General features: G+C 28.1%; 18 protein-coding genes. 3 read left to right on the top strand and 15 right to left on the bottom strand.

Going from position 1 to position 17,531, the window contains the following annotated elements; translation table 11 throughout:
* The first annotated feature begins 30 nt into the window (after nt 1-30).
* Nucleotides 31-1,323: an NCS2 family permease gene (locus L3B96_RS22890; protein WP_238948667.1), complete on the top strand. Its 1,293-nt coding sequence runs from the start codon at nt 31-33 to the stop codon at nt 1,321-1,323.
* A 157-nt stretch (nt 1,324-1,480) separates the two neighbouring features.
* On the opposite strand, the gene L3B96_RS22885 is transcribed toward L3B96_RS22890, so the two are convergent.
* From L3B96_RS22885 to L3B96_RS22845, 9 genes are all read right to left on the bottom strand, one after another.
* The gene (locus L3B96_RS22885; protein ID WP_238948666.1) at nt 1,481-2,089 is read right to left on the bottom strand and encodes an NUDIX hydrolase; all 609 of its coding nucleotides are present in this window, start codon (nt 2,087-2,089) and stop codon (nt 1,481-1,483) included.
* A gap of 226 nt (nt 2,090-2,315) precedes the next feature.
* On the bottom strand, nt 2,316-4,223 hold the full coding sequence (locus tag L3B96_RS22880) for a bifunctional 4-hydroxy-3-methylbut-2-enyl diphosphate reductase/30S ribosomal protein S1 (RefSeq protein WP_012058756.1): 1,908 nt from the start codon (nt 4,221-4,223) through the stop codon (nt 2,316-2,318).
* A 13-nt stretch (nt 4,224-4,236) separates the two neighbouring features.
* The gene (gene cmk, locus L3B96_RS22875; protein WP_238901167.1) at nt 4,237-4,890 is read right to left on the bottom strand and encodes a (d)CMP kinase; all 654 of its coding nucleotides are present in this window, start codon (nt 4,888-4,890) and stop codon (nt 4,237-4,239) included.
* A gap of 92 nt (nt 4,891-4,982) precedes the next feature.
* Entirely contained in the window at nt 4,983-6,200 is a 1,218-nt protein-coding gene (locus L3B96_RS22870) for an NAD(P)/FAD-dependent oxidoreductase (RefSeq protein ID WP_041897045.1), read from the bottom strand.
* A gap of 85 nt (nt 6,201-6,285) precedes the next feature.
* Nucleotides 6,286-6,789, bottom strand: a complete 504-nt coding sequence (queF, locus tag L3B96_RS22865; RefSeq protein WP_012058753.1) for a preQ(1) synthase — start codon at nt 6,787-6,789, stop codon at nt 6,286-6,288.
* A gap of 30 nt (nt 6,790-6,819) precedes the next feature.
* The gene (gene queC, locus L3B96_RS22860; protein ID WP_236898091.1) at nt 6,820-7,473 is read right to left on the bottom strand and encodes a 7-cyano-7-deazaguanine synthase QueC; all 654 of its coding nucleotides are present in this window, start codon (nt 7,471-7,473) and stop codon (nt 6,820-6,822) included.
* 71 nt (nt 7,474-7,544) lie between these two features.
* Complete coding sequence (gene folE / locus L3B96_RS22855) at nt 7,545-8,138, bottom strand: GTP cyclohydrolase I FolE (protein ID WP_236898093.1); 594 nt, start codon at nt 8,136-8,138, stop codon at nt 7,545-7,547.
* An 89-nt stretch (nt 8,139-8,227) separates the two neighbouring features.
* A complete protein-coding gene (gene queE / locus L3B96_RS22850; RefSeq protein WP_236898095.1) occupies nt 8,228-8,896 on the bottom strand; it encodes a putative 7-carboxy-7-deazaguanine synthase QueE in 669 nt (222 codons plus the stop codon).
* Between the two features lie 12 nt (nt 8,897-8,908).
* On the bottom strand, nt 8,909-9,337 hold the full coding sequence (locus L3B96_RS22845; RefSeq protein WP_012058749.1) for a 6-carboxytetrahydropterin synthase: 429 nt from the start codon (nt 9,335-9,337) through the stop codon (nt 8,909-8,911).
* Between the two features lie 354 nt (nt 9,338-9,691).
* Here L3B96_RS22845 and L3B96_RS22840 point away from each other — a divergent pair, with 354 nt between their 5' ends.
* A complete protein-coding gene (locus L3B96_RS22840) occupies nt 9,692-10,651 on the top strand; it encodes a DUF1189 domain-containing protein (protein WP_238948665.1) in 960 nt (319 codons plus the stop codon).
* 116 nt (nt 10,652-10,767) lie between these two features.
* On the opposite strand, the gene L3B96_RS22835 is transcribed toward L3B96_RS22840, so the two are convergent.
* From L3B96_RS22835 to L3B96_RS22810, 6 genes are all read right to left on the bottom strand, one after another.
* Nucleotides 10,768-11,289 carry a metal-dependent hydrolase gene (locus L3B96_RS22835; protein WP_238901171.1) on the bottom strand — a complete coding sequence of 174 codons (522 nt, stop codon included), beginning with the start codon at nt 11,287-11,289 and terminating at the stop codon, nt 10,768-10,770.
* Nucleotides 11,290-11,440: 151 nt separating this feature from the next.
* Nucleotides 11,441-11,629: a FeoB-associated Cys-rich membrane protein gene (locus tag L3B96_RS22830; RefSeq protein ID WP_238901172.1), complete on the bottom strand. Its 189-nt coding sequence runs from the start codon at nt 11,627-11,629 to the stop codon at nt 11,441-11,443.
* Nucleotides 11,630-11,707: 78 nt separating this feature from the next.
* Nucleotides 11,708-13,516, bottom strand: coding sequence for a ferrous iron transport protein B (gene feoB / locus L3B96_RS22825; protein ID WP_238948664.1), 1,809 nt, complete (start codon nt 13,514-13,516; stop codon nt 11,708-11,710).
* Between the two features lie 53 nt (nt 13,517-13,569).
* A complete protein-coding gene (locus L3B96_RS22820) occupies nt 13,570-13,794 on the bottom strand; it encodes a ferrous iron transport protein A (protein ID WP_017211634.1) in 225 nt (74 codons plus the stop codon).
* Between the two features lie 610 nt (nt 13,795-14,404).
* Nucleotides 14,405-15,223, bottom strand: a complete 819-nt coding sequence (locus L3B96_RS22815) for an SH3 domain-containing C40 family peptidase (protein WP_238948663.1) — start codon at nt 15,221-15,223, stop codon at nt 14,405-14,407.
* 34 nt (nt 15,224-15,257) lie between these two features.
* Complete coding sequence (locus L3B96_RS22810; protein WP_238948662.1) at nt 15,258-16,172, bottom strand: LD-carboxypeptidase; 915 nt, start codon at nt 16,170-16,172, stop codon at nt 15,258-15,260.
* 820 nt (nt 16,173-16,992) lie between these two features.
* Between L3B96_RS22810 and L3B96_RS22805 the strand changes: the two genes are divergently transcribed.
* Nucleotides 16,993-17,400, top strand: coding sequence for a GtrA family protein (locus L3B96_RS22805; RefSeq protein WP_238948661.1), 408 nt, complete (start codon nt 16,993-16,995; stop codon nt 17,398-17,400).
* Nucleotides 17,401-17,531 lie beyond the last annotated feature (131 nt).

Genomic DNA, 17,531 nt, shown 5'->3' with positions numbered 1-17,531 from the left:
TGAGGGAGTTATGAAAGATAGGTTGAAAGGATGGAAAGATTTTTTAAATTAAAAGAAAACAATGTTACAATTAAAAGCGAAACTATAGCAGCGCTGACTTCTTTTGTTGCTGCAGTTTACATCATTATCGTCAATGCCAGTATATTAAGTGATGGTGGCATTTCTATGGAGCCTCTAATCATCGCTACAGCAATATCATCAGCTGTAGGTTGCTTGTTAATTGCTTTAATAAGTAATACTCCACTTATAATTCTGCCTGGTATGGGAATTAATGCATTATTCACATATACAATAGTTCATACTCTAGGCTTAAATTATTGCCAAGCATTAGCTTCAGTTTTTGTCTCAGGATTAATATTTGTACTTATAGCAACAACTCCATTATCCAAGTTTATTATTGAAGCTATTCCTCAAAATTTAAAAGAAGCTATTACAGTAGGAATTGGTTTATTTATAACTTTTGTTGGATTTCAAAAATCTAAAATTATAGTATCTGATTCTTCTACTATGTTAAAACTTGGAGATATTACAAGTATTCAAGTACTAGCTTTTATATTAATAATGATTCTAACATTAATTTTATTCCTTAAAAATATACCGGGAAGCTTTTTAATTTCAATTATAATTGGAACTATATTTTGTATAAAGCTTGGTATCGTTGATACACAAGGTATAAGTTATACTATGCCAAATTTTAATGAATATAGCAATATACTTTTCAAATTAGATTTTAGTGGAATAAATACACTGAAATTCTGGGTTGGAACATTTTCATTAACTTTAGTACTGGTTTTTGAGAATATTGGGATACTTCATAGCCAGGTTTCAGGAATACTGAAAAAATCAGACAAAACCTCTAACGCTATGGTGGCAGTATCATTATCTACAATTGGATGTGCACTTTTTGGTTCAAGCCCTTCTGTATCAACAGTTGAAGGAACTGCAGGAATAACAGCTGGAGGACGAACAGGTTTAGTTTCATTAATTTCTGGTATACTATTTCTTCTATCAATTTTTTTTATACCGTTTATTTCTATCATACCAGATGTAGCTTTAGCTCCTATTTTAATTATAATAGGCTGTTTAATGAGTCAGAACTTAAAGAATTTGAACTTTAATGATTTAAGCGAACTATTTCCTAGTTTTATGACAATAATATTAATTCCATTAACATATAGCATCGTTGATGGTATAGCATTAGGCTTTATATTGTATCCTATTTGCAAGCTGTGTTATAAAAAAGGAAAAGAAGTATCCATTCTGATGTATTTTACATCATTTATTTTCTTATTATATTTCGGTTTAAATTCAGTAATTAAATAATACGAAAATATATGAACCCATATATTTCAATTAATTTTCTACACTCTAAACTTAATTAAAGACTCTGTTAGTTGGAGCTTTAAGCGTAAATTTATTATCTACAAAAACTTATAATAAAAAACTGGTCTACACTTTTTTTGTGTAGACCAGTTTTTTATTATTGAAATACTTTATTTCCTAACAAAGCAAAACTTTGAAGGAGCAAAAAACATTTAATGTCAAATTTCTCCTTACTCTGTATAAGTTCTTTAGCTTCATCTTGAGATATTAGAAGTGCCTCAATACATTCATCGTCTTCAAGGTGTTCATCACTTATTTCGCCTTCACAAGTACAATAAACCATAGCTAACGATTCATCTGTCATTCCTGCAGAAACATACACCTTATCAAGACTCTTATTATTGATAACTTCAACTAACCTAAGACCTGTCTCTTCCATTAGCTCTCTTTTTATTGTACTAATAGAATCTTCCCCTGGATCGATGAGACCTGCCGGTAATTCATAAACATAATCATTAAGTGGTATTCTAAATTGTCTTATTATAACAATCTTATTTTCATCTTTATGGTATGCTGCAATTATTGCACCATCTGCCGTATCTTCTTTATTTTCAAAAAATTGTTTTTGTATAGTTTCATTATTTTTTCTGGATGCTATTGTCCACGTTCTTATATTTCCAACTTTATTTTCATACTCTGCTTCATATAAACTCAAAAACTTAGTCTCTACTAAAGATTTTACTTTAGTAACTTTATTTTGTTTCATAAGTATATAGCCTCCTAACAATTAAAATTTAAATATTACGAACTTTAGATATCCAATAATCATTACGCATAGTAATATTATACTTCAATTCTTTACCTTATGCATATAATTAAAATCTACGTATACCTTACCTATTTCTAGAGTTAAAATAATTTCATAAAAATTATTTTAACTCTACATAAAAAAACAAAAAAGTAGAAGAAAATATTCCTTCTACTTTTTTGTTTTATACATCTTTTATACTTAAGCTTATTCTTTTATTTTCTTCATCAACACTTAATATCTTAGCTTTAATTTCTTCACCAATTTTTAAAACTTCAGAAGGGTGCTCTATTCTATTATGAGATATCTTTGATATATGAACTAACCCATCTACTCCTGGTTCCAATTCTACAAAAGCACCAAAATCATTTAATCTAACTACTTTACCAAGTACAATAGACCCTTCTGGATATTTTTCTTTAGCATTATCCCAAGGCTTAGCTACAAGTTCTTTAATGCTTAAAGATAGCTTTTTAGCTTCCTTATCAAGACCAATGATCTTAACATCAATAATTTGACCTTCTTTTAATACATCACTTACCTTTTTGATATGATTCCAAGAAATTTGTGATAAATGTAATAATCCATCTATACCATTGACTTCCACAAAAGCTCCAAAGTCTGTAAATCGTTTTACTTCACCTTTTATAACATCCCCAAGATTAAAACTCTCCCAAGCTTTTGCGTCTTCAGAATTCTTGCTTTCTTCTAATAAAACTCTTCTTGAAGCAACTAATTTTACAGGATTCTTTAGAGAAAAATCTATCAATTTAACTTCTAATTTCTTCCCAACATATTCACTTTTATCTTTAGTAAACTTTATGTCAATTTGTGATGCTGGAATAAATATTCTAGCTCCCTTATAATCTGCTACTATCCCTTTTTCTCTAGCTTCTTTAACATTAACTTCAAATGTTGTTCCTTCTGAATATATTTTTTCAAGTTCTTTAAAAGCTTCTTCTCTTTCATATTCTAATCTTGATAATACTACATACCCATCATTATTTTGTAGTTTTATAACTTTTGCATTAATAGTATCACCTATATTAAGTTTATCTGCAAATGTTAGTGGATCTTCTTTTGCAGATAACTCTGTAAATGGAATCACTCCATCTGACTTGTATCCCACAAGTGAAACTATAACTGAATCTCTAGTCTTTGAAAGTATTTCTCCTTGTACCTCATCGCCAATAACAAATCTTTTGTCTAATTCGTTCATTAATGATAATTGATCTTCAAAATTATTATTTTCTGTGTTCATAATATCTAGTACCTCCCTAATAATCCAATCTGGTGTTGATGCACCAGCTGTAACTCCTATTTTGTTTATATTATTATTTTTTATAAAACTTATTGGTAGATCTTTTGCGTTTTCAATATGAATTGTATTTTCACAATTTTCTTTAGCAATTTGATATAACTTAGTAGTATTCGAACTATTTTTTCCGCCAATAACTATCATAGCATCTGTTTTTTTGGATATTTTATTCGTACTTCTTTGTCTAACATCAGTAGCTGCACAAATTGTGTTAAAAGCTAATATTTCTCTTGCATAACTTAAGTTTTTTAGTGTTTCTTCCCAATTCTTCATCTTTTCAGTTGTTTGAGATACAACGCATACCTTATGCGGCATATTTTCTTCATCAAAAGTACCATCTTTAGTGATAATTGCTTTATCATCACACCATCCATTAATTCCAATGACTTCTGGATGATTTTTATCTCCTAATATTACTATATGATATCCTTCTTTTGAATATTTCTTAACTTTTTTTTGAATATTAGCAACAAAAGGACAAGTCGCATTTATGACTTTTAGTTCCTTTTGTTCAAGTGTATCTAAAACTGTTTCAGATACACCATGAGATCTTATAACAATAGTATCACCTTTATTTAATTTATCTATTTCTTCAAATTCTATAGAAAATATATTATTTTCTTCTAAATATTTTACTACATCATTATTATGTATTAAAGGACCTAAAGTATAGATTTTCGAATTATGTTCTTTTTGAATCCGTATAGCTTCATTTACAGCTCTTTGAACTCCAAAGCAAAAACCTGAATTTTTTGCTAGAATAACTTTACTCATTACTATCTCCTTGTTACTTTCCTTTTCCTATGTACTCTGCAATTACATTAACAACACCATTAATATCTAAATTAGTAGAATCAATCTCAATTGCATCATCTGCTTTTTTCAGCGGATCTGTAGCCCTATGAGTATCCTTATAATCTCTATCTATTATATCTTTTAGTATTTGATCATAAGAACACTCTATATTTCTTTCCTGCAATTCTTTAAATCGCCTGGTTGCTCTTTGTTCTGGACTAGCTGTTAAGAAAAACTTAAAATTTGCATCTTTTAGAACAACAGTTCCAATATCTCTTCCATCCATTATTACACTAAATTTGCTTGACATTTCTCTTTGAAGTTTTACAAGAATAGCTCTTACTTCCGAAATACTAGCATATTCAGATACAATACTACTTATGTTTGGAGTAGTTATTTTATCCTGTATATTTTCACCATTTAAAATCAAATCATCATTTTCAAAATGCATTTCCATAGTTTTTATTATATTACAAATTTCTTGAACATTTTCTGGTTGCAAGTTTTGTTCTTGTGCTTTTAGCGCCACAGCTCTATACATTGCTCCTGTATTTATATACATAAGATCAAACCTCTTAGAAACCAATTTTGCTATAGTGCTTTTTCCTGCTCCAGCCGGTCCATCTATTGCTACTGAAATTTTCAAAACTTTCTCCTCATTTCCAAATCCTATAAATTTATGCCTTCATTAAGATTATATAATTTTTTACCTTTCCAAACAAGGAAATATTTTTTATATCAAATATTACTTCCTGCTATAAATCCTGTAGAAAAAGCTATTTGTACATTATAACCACCTGTAAAAGCATCTACATCCATAACTTCTCCTGCAAACGAAAGATTTTCTATTATTTTAGACTTCATGGTAGACGGATCAATTTCTTTTATATCTACACCTCCTGAAGTTACAATTGCTTCATCTATAGGTCTTAATCCTTTAATATCAAAGCTCAAATCCTTAATAGCCTTTACTAAAGTCTTTCTTTCCTCTCTCGTTATTTCATTTACTTTTTTATTTTCGAATATTCCTGAGTTATTTATAATTACAGGAATTAATTTTTGTGGTAATAACTCGTCTAAAGAATTTTTGAAATCTTTATTTAAATATTTATTAAAATCCTTTTGGATACGTTTATCTAATTCTCCTAAATTTAATGCAGGTTTTAAATCTATATGCAAAGTATATCTTTTTCCTTTTTCTATAAATCTACTTCCACTTAATATAAGAGGCCCTGAAACTCCAAAATGGGTAAATAACATTTCACCAAAATTCTTATAAACTACTTTCTTGTCATTTTCTTTAATTATAACTTCCACATTTTTTAATGACAGCCCCATCAATTCTTTTGTTTTGGAATCAACAACTTCTATCGGAACAAGAGCTGGCATTAATTGAGTAACATTATGGCCAAGCACACTTGCGAATTTTTGTCCTTCTCCTCTTGAACCAGTAAGCGGATATGATGCACCACCTGTCGCAAAAATAAAATGATCTCCATATAATCGTTCTTCATTATTAATTTCTACTGCTATAATTCTATTACTTTTAAATTCTATATTAGTAACCTTTGACTTTAATCTTATTTTTACATTAGTTCTACTTAAAGCGTTTGATAATCCTCTTATTATATCTGAAGACTTATCAGATTCTGGGAAAACTCTGTCTCCTCTTTCGATTTTTAATTTAATTCCTTCGTTTTCAAAAAAATTCATTGTATCATTATTGGTGAAACTATATAATGAACTATAAAGAAAATGAGGATTACCTGGAATATACTCAAAAAACTCAGATATATCTTTTGCATTTGTAACATTACATCTACCTTTTCCAGTAATGAAAAGCTTTTTTCCAATTCTTTCATTACCATCTAATAATATTACATCATGTTTCTTCGCTGCTTGTATAGCAGCCATCATTCCTGCAGGCCCTGCACCTATAACAATTACTTTACTCAATTTAAATATCAGCTCCTTAATAAAAATGTATTGCAGTCATTGCTTTGCTAATTAATATAAATCATTTATACAATACATTAGGTTATTATCTATTATCTACTTTCTCAGGATACATATCATGATTCATCATTCTATAATTAGCCATATCCTCAAACTTAGTTCCTTTCATTCCATAATTGCAATAAGGATCTATACTTATACCACCTCTTGGTGTAAATTTTCCCCATACTTCAATATATTTTGGATCCATAAGTTTTATTAAGTCTTTCATTATAATATTCATACAATCTTCATGAAAATCTCCATGATTTCTAAAACTAAAAAGATATAATTTCAGCGATTTACTTTCTACCATCTTTATGTTTGGTATATAACTTATATAGATTGTTGCAAAATCTGGCTGACCTGTAATTGGGCATAAACTTGTAAATTCAGGGCAATTAAATTTTACAAAATAATCATTATCTGGGTGTTTATTTTCAAAAACCTCTAATACTTCAGGGGTATATCCATAATCATATTTTGTTCCTTGATTTCCGAGCAATGTTATACCCTCAAGTTCTTTTGATTTTCTTCCACTTTCACTCATTGTTCTTTCTCCTTAAATTCATTTTATATTTTAATTTTTCTTACTTTCTAAATACTTATCTAAACCATTTTTTCTAAGATTACAAGCAGGACATTCTCCACAACCGTCGCCAACAATTCCTTTATAGCAAGTAAGAGTCTTTTCTCTTATATAGTCTAACTTACCAAAATCATCTGCCATCTTCCATGTCTCGGCTTTATCTATCCACATTAATGGGGTATGAACTACAAAATTATAATCCATTGCTAAATTTAAAGTTACATTAAGAGATTTTATGAATATATCCCTACAATCAGGGTATCCACTAAAATCAGTCTCACACACTCCAGTTACTATATGTTTTGCGCCTTTTACTTTAGCTAATACTCCTGCAAACGTTAAGAATAGCATATTACGACCTTCAACAAATGTTGATGGAAGAGAACCATTTTCTCCGGCTTTTATTTCTATATCATTTCTTGTAAGCGCATTAGGAGCCAATTGATTAAGAAGCCCCATATCTAATATATGATGCTCTATTCCTAACTCCTTTGCTATACTAGTTGCACACTCTATTTCTTTTCTATGTTTTTGATTATAATCAAAAGTTACTGCTATAACCTCATCAAATTCCTTTAATGCCCAAAATAGACATGTAGTAGAATCTTGTCCTCCACTAAATACAACTACTGCTTTATTACTCATATTCAAAACCTCCTAAAATAAATTAATTAAATAGAAATATACCAAAGCACTACTGCTTCTTCGTTCGTTACTTATTTCATAATTAGTAAAGCTTCTTGTCTTAGTAAATCATTGGTTTGAAATTTTCCTGTAAAAGTAGTTGTTGTAGTCAATGTTCCAGGTTTTTTTATTCCTCTTGAAGTCATACATCCATGCTCTCCAGTTATAAGTACACCAACATCACTACTTTTTGTAACCATAGAAACTATTTCTGCTATATCTGTTCCAATACGTTCTTGAAGTTGAAGTCTTCTCCCAACCATATCTGCAATTCTTGAAATTTTACTAAGACCAATTATCTTATCTTTTGGTATATATACTACTGTAACCTTCATATTATACATAAGCGCTAAGTGATGTTCACAATAACTATGAATTGGTATATCCTTAACCACAACCATATTATTATGAGTTTCTGAATCATAATCTTCATTCTCAAATGTGGTTCCAAACGCTTCTGCTATTTCTCTGTTTGAAAGTGTCATTCCTTGAAAAACTTCTTCATACATTTTTGATACCCTTTTAGGTGTATCTAGTAATCCTTCCCTATTAGGATCATCTCCTAAAGCAACAATAATTTCTCTTATACATTCCTCTATCTTTTTTGTATCTATCCTCTTTGGCATAACTTAAGCCTCCTTGTATTTCTAAACCTTTTGTAAAAATAAAATTTACTATAAGCTAGTCTATATTATATATAATAACCACTCAATTATTAAACTCCGCGTGCATTTTTATCCCAGATAATTTTATGTAATTGTACTTGCAATCTTACTTTATTCAAATTTTTATCTTTCATAAATTCTACAATTTCTTGCATTTCTATATTTCCCGAAACTGGACTCAAATAAACAAAGCATTTTGATGTTAAATTGTGCCTACATATTATTTCGTATGCTATTTGTAAATCTTCCTTACTTCCTATCACAAATTTATAAACATCATTGGATTCTACAATACTTAAATTATCGAAATCCATTCTATCCATCATATTACTGCTAGGAAGTTTAAAGTCTACAATATAGCTGATATTATTATTTATAAATTTATTTTTAAAAGTTCCTATGTTAACAGCACCATTTGTTTCTATATGAACTTTTAAGTTATCATCTGAGTTCAAAAGTCCTAGTAATTCATGTATATTTTTTTGAATAAGTGGCTCTCCACCTGTTAAAGTAACATTAGTAACTTTATTTTCTTTTATATACTTGTAAATTTCTTCTGCTGTTAGAACTTCTACAGTACTTTCTTTATCCCATGAATAAGTCGTGTCGCACCAAGAACATCTTAAGTTGCAACCTTGAAACCTTATAAATGTTGCAAGTTCACCAGAAGTAGGACCTTCCCCATCTATTGATAAAAATTTTTCAATTATATTAAACATAATTCCCCTCCATTAGTCCTCTGTATAAATGCAGCTATTATTAGGAGTTTCAAATAATTCTACTTCACACACTGACAATCCTTTAGCTTTTAATCTATTAAAAATATCTCTAGACATTTCTTCTGCTGTAGGTCTATAGTCAACTAAATAAATGTTGAAATTATTTTGTAGTTCTTCCAAATTCTTAACCAAAGCTTTCCCATCTTCATTATTTTCAATAATTAATTTATGGTCAAAAGTTTCTGCAATCTCTTTTAATATGTTTTTAAAATTTCCGAAATCATCTACCATTCCCCTAAGCTGACCATCTTGATGTAACTTTTCAGATTTTAGTTTTGCAATTAATTTATATCTATGGCCATGAATGTTAGAACATTTTCCTTCATACCCACTTAAATAATGCGCCATATCAAATTGTACTTCACTTTTTATTTTAAACATATTTTTCTCCTCACATAATTTCTATAAAATTTTCGAAATCAGTTTTATAAGGCTTATCCATAAATTAACTTTCCATTTAAATATAAAAAAGATTAATTTTGTAACATCTAAAACTAGCGCAACAAAATTAATCTTAAATTAAAATAATTCAAAATTAAAATGCCTAGTTTTTTTTAATGACAGGATGGTCTTAATGAACTGTCCGTATTTAATTTTTCATAAATTTTTTTGATATTGGTAATGATAACATATTTCATTTAATTATGCAAACTTTCTATTGTATTTTTATCCAATGTGTTATAATTATCAAGAATCAGTTAAATTTATCTAACTTTTCTTTTAGGAGGTCTTTTTTTGAAAAAAATAATGGGATTTAAAGATAAATTCGCTTATAGTTTCTTTAATTTTGAAGCATACAGCGAATTCTTAGCACAAGGGCTTAGAAAGTCAATATTATATATTTTTCTTGTTACATTACTATTTTCAGTAATAACTAATGTTAAGGAAATAAATATGATTGCTAGCGAAATATCGGTAGTACAAAATGATCTTTCAAATAATGCACCAAATTTTGAATTTAATGATGGCGTATTATCTGTTGATTCAGATAAAACTATTTACAATAAACATGAAGGTGATTTTCTATTTTATTTAATATCAAGTTTTATTGGAAACATAAATACAGTAAATTCACTTGACTCTGATGCCATAAGTATTCAGGACAACCTTGAAAATGGTTCCTCAACTTTTAGTATTGATGACTCAACGCTCAGCGTAAGTACTGATCAATCAAATTATTATACTTTTATTATTGATACTAAAGGTAAAACTGATAAAAGCATTCTAAATTCCTACAAAGATGCTGTGTTTCTTGATTCTAATAACATATATCTTAGAAAAGATTATAGAACAGTTGGAACTATCAACTTTTCTGATTTTTCAAGTATAAATATTAATAACGAAAATTCAGGATACTATCTTTCCATAATTAAAATACTTACGCCAATAGTTTTTTTTGTTGTTAATCCTATTAATTCCTTTATTACTAATTTGATTTTAGGATTCTTAATATTTGGTCCATTTGCTGTTTCTATAGGTTCATTTATGGGAGTAAAACTAAAATACTCTAGAGCTTGTACTTTAAGTTTTTATGCGATGAGTTTACCACTTTTACTTGAAGCCTTAATACATGTTGCTGGAATAATAATGCCAGAATTTTTCCTTATATTCTCCATTATTACATTAATCTATTGTAGCTTGGCTATAAGAGAAATTAAAAATAGTGATAAATCCGAATTAAATTTTATGAAGTAAAATTATATTATATGCTATTAAGTGCTTAAAACATGCTATTTCTTTTTTCAAACATAATGTACCTTATAAAAATATCCTAAAGATTGATTAGTAAATCTTTAGGATATTTTTATATTTTATCTATGAGTGAATGTAAATATTGAAGTTATGTGAAGCATGTCAAGTAGCATTACTATATTAATACATATAAGCATTCCACATAATATATCCTCAATTTTACTATTTGTCTTTATCATACAAATAGAAAACCTCTTTTTACTAAACGGGTAAAACCATGGCAATCCTCCAATCGTTAGGCTATCTAGAACTAAATGCGAAAATATTCCTAAGAATATCCCTTTTATTCCTATTAACATAAGCTTATCTGTAAACATACCAATGACAATCGAATATAAAAACAGATATACAAGTGGCGCATGAAATAACTTTCTGTGGCCAGCTAATTTATTTATCGCTTTTGATACACCTTTAGTTTTCTTTCCAATAAAACTATTTCTATGATCTATATCCGGAAATATACTCCCAACAAAAGCTCCTCCAAGGAATACTGCTGTAGACATAAGTGGCATATTTGCCAATTGGCAATTCGCATATAGTCCTACTAGTATTCCACCATTTATATGTGTTTTGTAATTCATTTTTTAATTCCTACTTTCGGTTTCTCATTTTATCTTAGGTTTAAATTTCTTCATTTTGTTATTATACTATAAATCATTTTATAATATAAAGAAAAATCCACTAAAACGCCATGCTTTTAGTGGACAAGTTTATATATTTAATATTTTCCTATTATTGATTATTAGGCTTATTTGTTTGAGCAATTTTTATACCTGTATTACTTTTGTCTGAACAGATTTTCTCAGATTTACAGCCTTTACATCCACAGTTGCATTTTCCTTTTGAAGAATTCTTAAAAGATTTAAAGAGTATAAATCCAGCAAAAGAAATTATTATAATCGTGATTAATATTTCTATCATTTAAGCTTCACCTACCTGCTATTATAAAAATATGATTTAAGTCTTGAGAATGATACTTAATCATATTCTTAACAATTATTAAAAAAACAAACTATTCATTTTTAAAAATAAATGCACAAGGTTATAAAGAAAACCACCCAAATTAAATACTAAGAAAGAAGCAATCCATGCGACAGTCAACTGAAAGAAAATTGAAAACAAAGTTAATTTACTTCCATATTCTTTTTGCATCGTACCAATTGTTGATATACATGGAGTATATAGTAGTATAAAAACCAAAAATGCATATGCAGAAATATTAGTGAAATGAATTGGTAAAATTACCGATAAATCCCCTGCAAAAATTACTTGCATAGAAGCTAAAACTGATTCTTTAGCTAGTAGTCCTGAAAGTAATGATACTGCAGATTGCCAATTACCAAAACCTAAAGGTTTAAAAACTGGTGCGAGAACATTACCTATTGATGCTAATATACTATCATCAACTTGATTCACCATACCATGAAGATTAAAGTTCGATAAAAACCATACTACTACGCTCATTGCAAAGATAATAGTTGCAGCTTTTTTTAAAAAACCGCTAGCTTTATCTAATGTTTGTTTATATATAGATGATATTTTAGGCATCTTATACTCAGGAATTTCAATTATAAAAGGTTCTTCATCTTTTTTGAAATATGTATTTTTGAATAAGATACCAAGCAAAAATGCTACAAGGACTCCAAGTAAATATAGAGAAGATACCACTAATCCTCTATGAGATTCAAAGAATACAGCCGCAAATACAGTATAAACTGGAAGTCTAGCATTACATGACATAAATGGCACTAGCAATGCTGTAAGTTTTCTATCTTTCTCACTTTCTAAAGTTCTAGCAGTCATAATTGCTGGAACCGTACATCCAAAACCTATTATCATAGGAATAAAAGCTTTGCCCGAAAGCCCCATCTTTCTCATCAATTTATCCATCATAAATGCGACTCTAGCCATATAGCCGCTATCTTCCAAAATAGTTATACATATAAATAATACTAATATTATTGGAAGCAACACTATAATTCCTCCAACACCTGAAATAATACCATCTACAATTAGAGAACTAAACCAATCAGAAGAATTGGATAATAGTTGGTGAGCAGTCGGTATAATATTATTATTTAAAAGGTCATCTAAGAAATCCGAAATCGGTTGCCCAACCCAAGAAAATGTCAACTGAAACATTAAAGCCATAAGTAAAAGAAAAATAGGGTATGCTAGAACTGGATGTAGAACAAACTTATCAAGTTTCTCAGTAACACTTTCTTGCATATTTTCTTTTATTGTCACACACGATTCTAATACATTTTCTATAAATTTGTACGCTTCTTTTTCAGATGAAAAATCAAACTTTCTATGATTCAATGGTTTAGCAAAGTTTCCTTCTTTAAGTCTTTCCTTAACTTTATCTACTCCTATATCTTTTCCTGCAATAATTGGAATTACTTCAACATCTAGTTCTTTAGACAACTTATTATAATCAATAACAATTCCTTTATTTTCACAAACATCAATCATATTCAAAGCTAATATTATAGGTTTATTAAATTGTTTAAGTTGAGTTGTAAGATATAAATTTCTATTTAGATTAGATGCATCTACAATATTTAATATTAAATCAACATCACCTTCTTCTAAAAATTGCTTGGACACTTTTTCTTCATTCGAGAAAGTGTCCATAGCATATATTCCAGGCAAGTCAACAATCTTAATATTCTCAAAAAGAAAACCTTCTTTCTTGTCTACAGTTACACCTGGCCAATTACCAACATACTGATTAGAGCCAGTGAGTAAATTATATAATGTAGTTTTTCCTACATTAGGATTACCAAGTAAAGCTACGTTTATCATTTATTTAAGTCTCCCCTATTTTGCTAATAATTAAAATATTTAAGCCCAAATTATTATAATTTTTTTAATAGTATATTCTTAGCATCCTTTTTTCTAATAGCTAAATCAAAACCTCTAAAGTTTATAATAATTGGATCACCAAGTGGCGCTGTTCTCCTAAGTTCAACCTCAGTTCCTTCGATGCATCCTAACGCAAATAATCTCTTAACTAATTTTGAATCTCCTTTAATAGATGAAATTATTCCTTTCTCCCCCGGATTTAAACTGCAAATACTCATAATAATGACACCTCCTAAATGAAATTATTTATCATATAATTAAGAATATCATTATTGTCTATAATAATCAATACGAAATTGGTATATTTACTCATATTTTTAATATATTTAAGTTGCTTTTTTCTTATACAGCAATGCGAAATTAATTTGCATACAATTTAGCATAAATAATATTTTAGATTAAATAATCAATTGTATATATTTAGCAATTTATATTGCTATTCTATTACTTATGATTCTATAAATCAAATATATAAGTATATTTAGAAAAATTGCTTAAAATTTATAATTATTTGATTTTCTATAAATAGATATATTTCAAAATTATTGATTAAAGTACTAACTATTTCAAATATTTCAATGATCATTTTATTTAAAAATTAATATTTATTTAAGTACTTAAAAAAGGCGCCTTAATATTACAAATAGGCACCTTTCTTGAAATCTTTTTACTATTCTTTGATCTCGCTAATTATATGCTTTGATTCACTATAAGAATTTGCTAATTGTTTAAGTGGCGAATCATAAGGATTTACCCATCCTCTGTTAACAGCTCTTTACATTGCTAATCCATTATACCATCCATATTACATAATTTATGAAATGAGTTTTAAAATATACTTCCAAATCGTTTTAAACTTCTATCTAGATTTTCATTATAGTCATTTGAATTTTTATTAAAACTATTTATTTTTACTACATCATTACTTGTTGATGAATGTATATATTTGCCATCGCCTAAGTACATAGCAACATGACCTGGAAAAAATATTAGATCTCCTTTTTTTATTTGCTTAAATGTTATTTCTTTAATAGGAAAACCCTCTTTAATCTTTGCATCTCTATAAATTAGAATTCCATTCAACATATATGCCATAGAGCAGAGGCCCGAACAATCAATTCCAAGAGGAGTTTTCCCGCCCCACCTATACTGTGTTCCGATATAGGATACAGCCGATGATACTAAATTATTCCTAAGATCTTCTTCATCATTTATATCATAACCGCTCTTCAAACTGGATATGAAACTACTTCTTATCCAGCCCATACTAAGATTAGGTAATATAACTTTTGTAAACTTATTATCTTTGCTGCATTCAGAAGTTGAAATTAAATTAGCTCCTCTTGTCAGAGTTGCAATTGAAACCCCGGATGCTTGCGGTTTATTAAGAATATCTGCAAAAGAATTAATAACCATTGAATTTTTTTCCATTTCCCATTTTTTCGATAATTTATCATTTATTATTAAATAAACACCATTAATATATCCTTCGTAATTGTAGCGAGTTCTTACATAAAACCAATTATTAAATTCCTCCTTGAGTATTTCAACATTCATTCCAAATAGCACTTCATCTACGCTTTCTGAATTATTTTTTGGCTCACGTTTTAACATTCCTATAGTATTATTAACTATTGCATTTTTCATCAAATCACTCCAATGTATAATGTTTGATAATAAATTAAAGAATAACTATTTCGCTTCTTTCTCCATTTATCTTTACTCTTGCTCCTAATGGAATACTTATAGTAGGAGCACAATGTCCGCAAGCCAAATTATAAATTGTTGGAGTATTTTCTGGCTTTATCAATTCTTCAAATATCTCCATTAATGTTAAACTGTTATCCCCCTCTATTGGATCACAACCAGTCCATGAACCTAAAATAATGCCTGCAGCATCTTTAAATTTTCCACACTGTTTTAATTGAAGTAACATCCGATCTATTTTATATGGATATTCATCTACCTCTTCTAAGAACAGTATCTTTCCTTTTGTATCAAGTTCATATGGAGTTCCCATAGATGATGCAACTAAAGAAAGATTTCCCCCAACCAATTTCCCTATTGCTTTTCCATTTACTAAAGTTTTTATTTCTTGTCCATCTGGATTTTTTAGTATTCCTAATGGCTTATCACTAAATATATTTTTTATAAAATAATCCATTGTATAATCATCTACACCTTTATAAAATTCGGTTGATATCATTGGAGTATGAAAAGTTATAAATTTACATTTTTCATTAAATACAGTATGAAGAGCTGTAACATCACTATATCCTGCAAAAACCTTCGGATTTCTTTTTATCATATTGTAATCCAGCATGCTCAAAAGTCTTCCTGCTCCATATCCGCCCCTTATTGCAAAAATACCTTTTATAGTCTTATCATCAAACATTTTATTAATATCATTTGCTCTTATTTCATCACTTCCAGATAAATATCCATGATAACACTTGCAACTTTTCCCTAAAACAACTTCAAACCCCAGCTCTTCCATAGCTTTAATTGAGGGTTTTATTCTATCTGGTTTTGTTGGACTTGAGGCTGCAATTAATCCTATTCTATCACCTTTCTTTAAAGGCCTTGGTCTTATCATATATATACCTCACTTGTATATTTTTATATTCAAATTTAAATAAAAAGACCATTGTATTTAATATAGTTTACTAAAAATTACATGAATAATATTTTGCAATACAATGATATTTCATAATCATTTGCCAAATCTATTTAATTATATGAATAACCAATATACTTTATAATATATACTTAAAATTTTTGTAGACTCTAAGACTCTACGATGTAATATAACGTAGAAATATTACTATTGGAATGAACTTTTAAATAAAGCTAGTTCTTGAAATCTGTTCAGCGTTTATTCAGAAATAATGTATATAGTTAAAATATACATAAGTATTTTAGTAATCTATGTTTAGGTTAACGCTACTGCATATTAATATAGATTTACAATAAATATATCAATTTTATTGATATATTTGTTTAACAATATTATAGTTGAAGTAATATTGATTGCTGAATAAGACACTTCAGCCAGAGTAATTCGTTTCTTAAAATGGTAATAAACAACTTTAATTTCTATAAGACTGATAGAGTATCTTTGCGTTGATATAAAGCATAATCATTATAATTATAAACCTATTGACAAACGCTCTTTATAATCATTAATACAAGTTTATAGATACTGGCTTATTTTTAAGGGGATTGTTCCATTGGACTTATGTTAATTATAAGTTCATGGTTTCATCAATATGGTTTATAGTAAGCTTCAACTCTTATTCATTTGAATAATACTAAAATATATTCAGAAAATACATAATGAAATTAAATAAAAAATAAGATTTCTCATCTTTACTAAATTAATTAGCATAGATGAGAAAATTTACAGGAGGAAACTTATGGATAATATAGTTCAAAAATTCAAAAATACTTTCTATACAAAAGAATTTGTTACTTTTTTAATAATAGGGGTTATAAATACATTTAACGGAACTGTTTTTTCTTATATATATTCAAGCTTTTTAAATGAAAATATAGCATTTATAGTTGGCTATATTTCAGGTTTAATTATATCCTATTTATTGAACAGTCTTATAACTTTTAAAGAAAAACTGCAATTGAATAAATTTGTAAAATTTGCAATATCATACATTCCAAATTTTATTATTCAAAATATAGTTGTAATAATAGTTTTTAATTTGATGGGTTTAAATAAAATTATTGCTTATTTATTAGCGGCAATAATAGGTGTTCCAATCACATTTATATTAATGAAATTTTTTGCATTCAGAAAAAAAGTTAATTGAGTATTTCTCCAAAAATTACATTGGTAAAATCAATGAAAGAAATTAGACTTCTGATTTTAAACCTGTATAATCAATATCAGGGATACAAAATAAGTGATAAGTATGTATGCCTTAAGTCATCTTTTAAGAAA

This window comes from Clostridium sp. YIM B02569 (assembly GCF_022320765.1).
In the GTDB taxonomy this organism is placed as follows: domain Bacteria; phylum Bacillota; class Clostridia; order Clostridiales; family Clostridiaceae; genus Clostridium; species Clostridium beijerinckii.
This window is presented reverse-complemented; position numbering and strand designations above follow the sequence as displayed.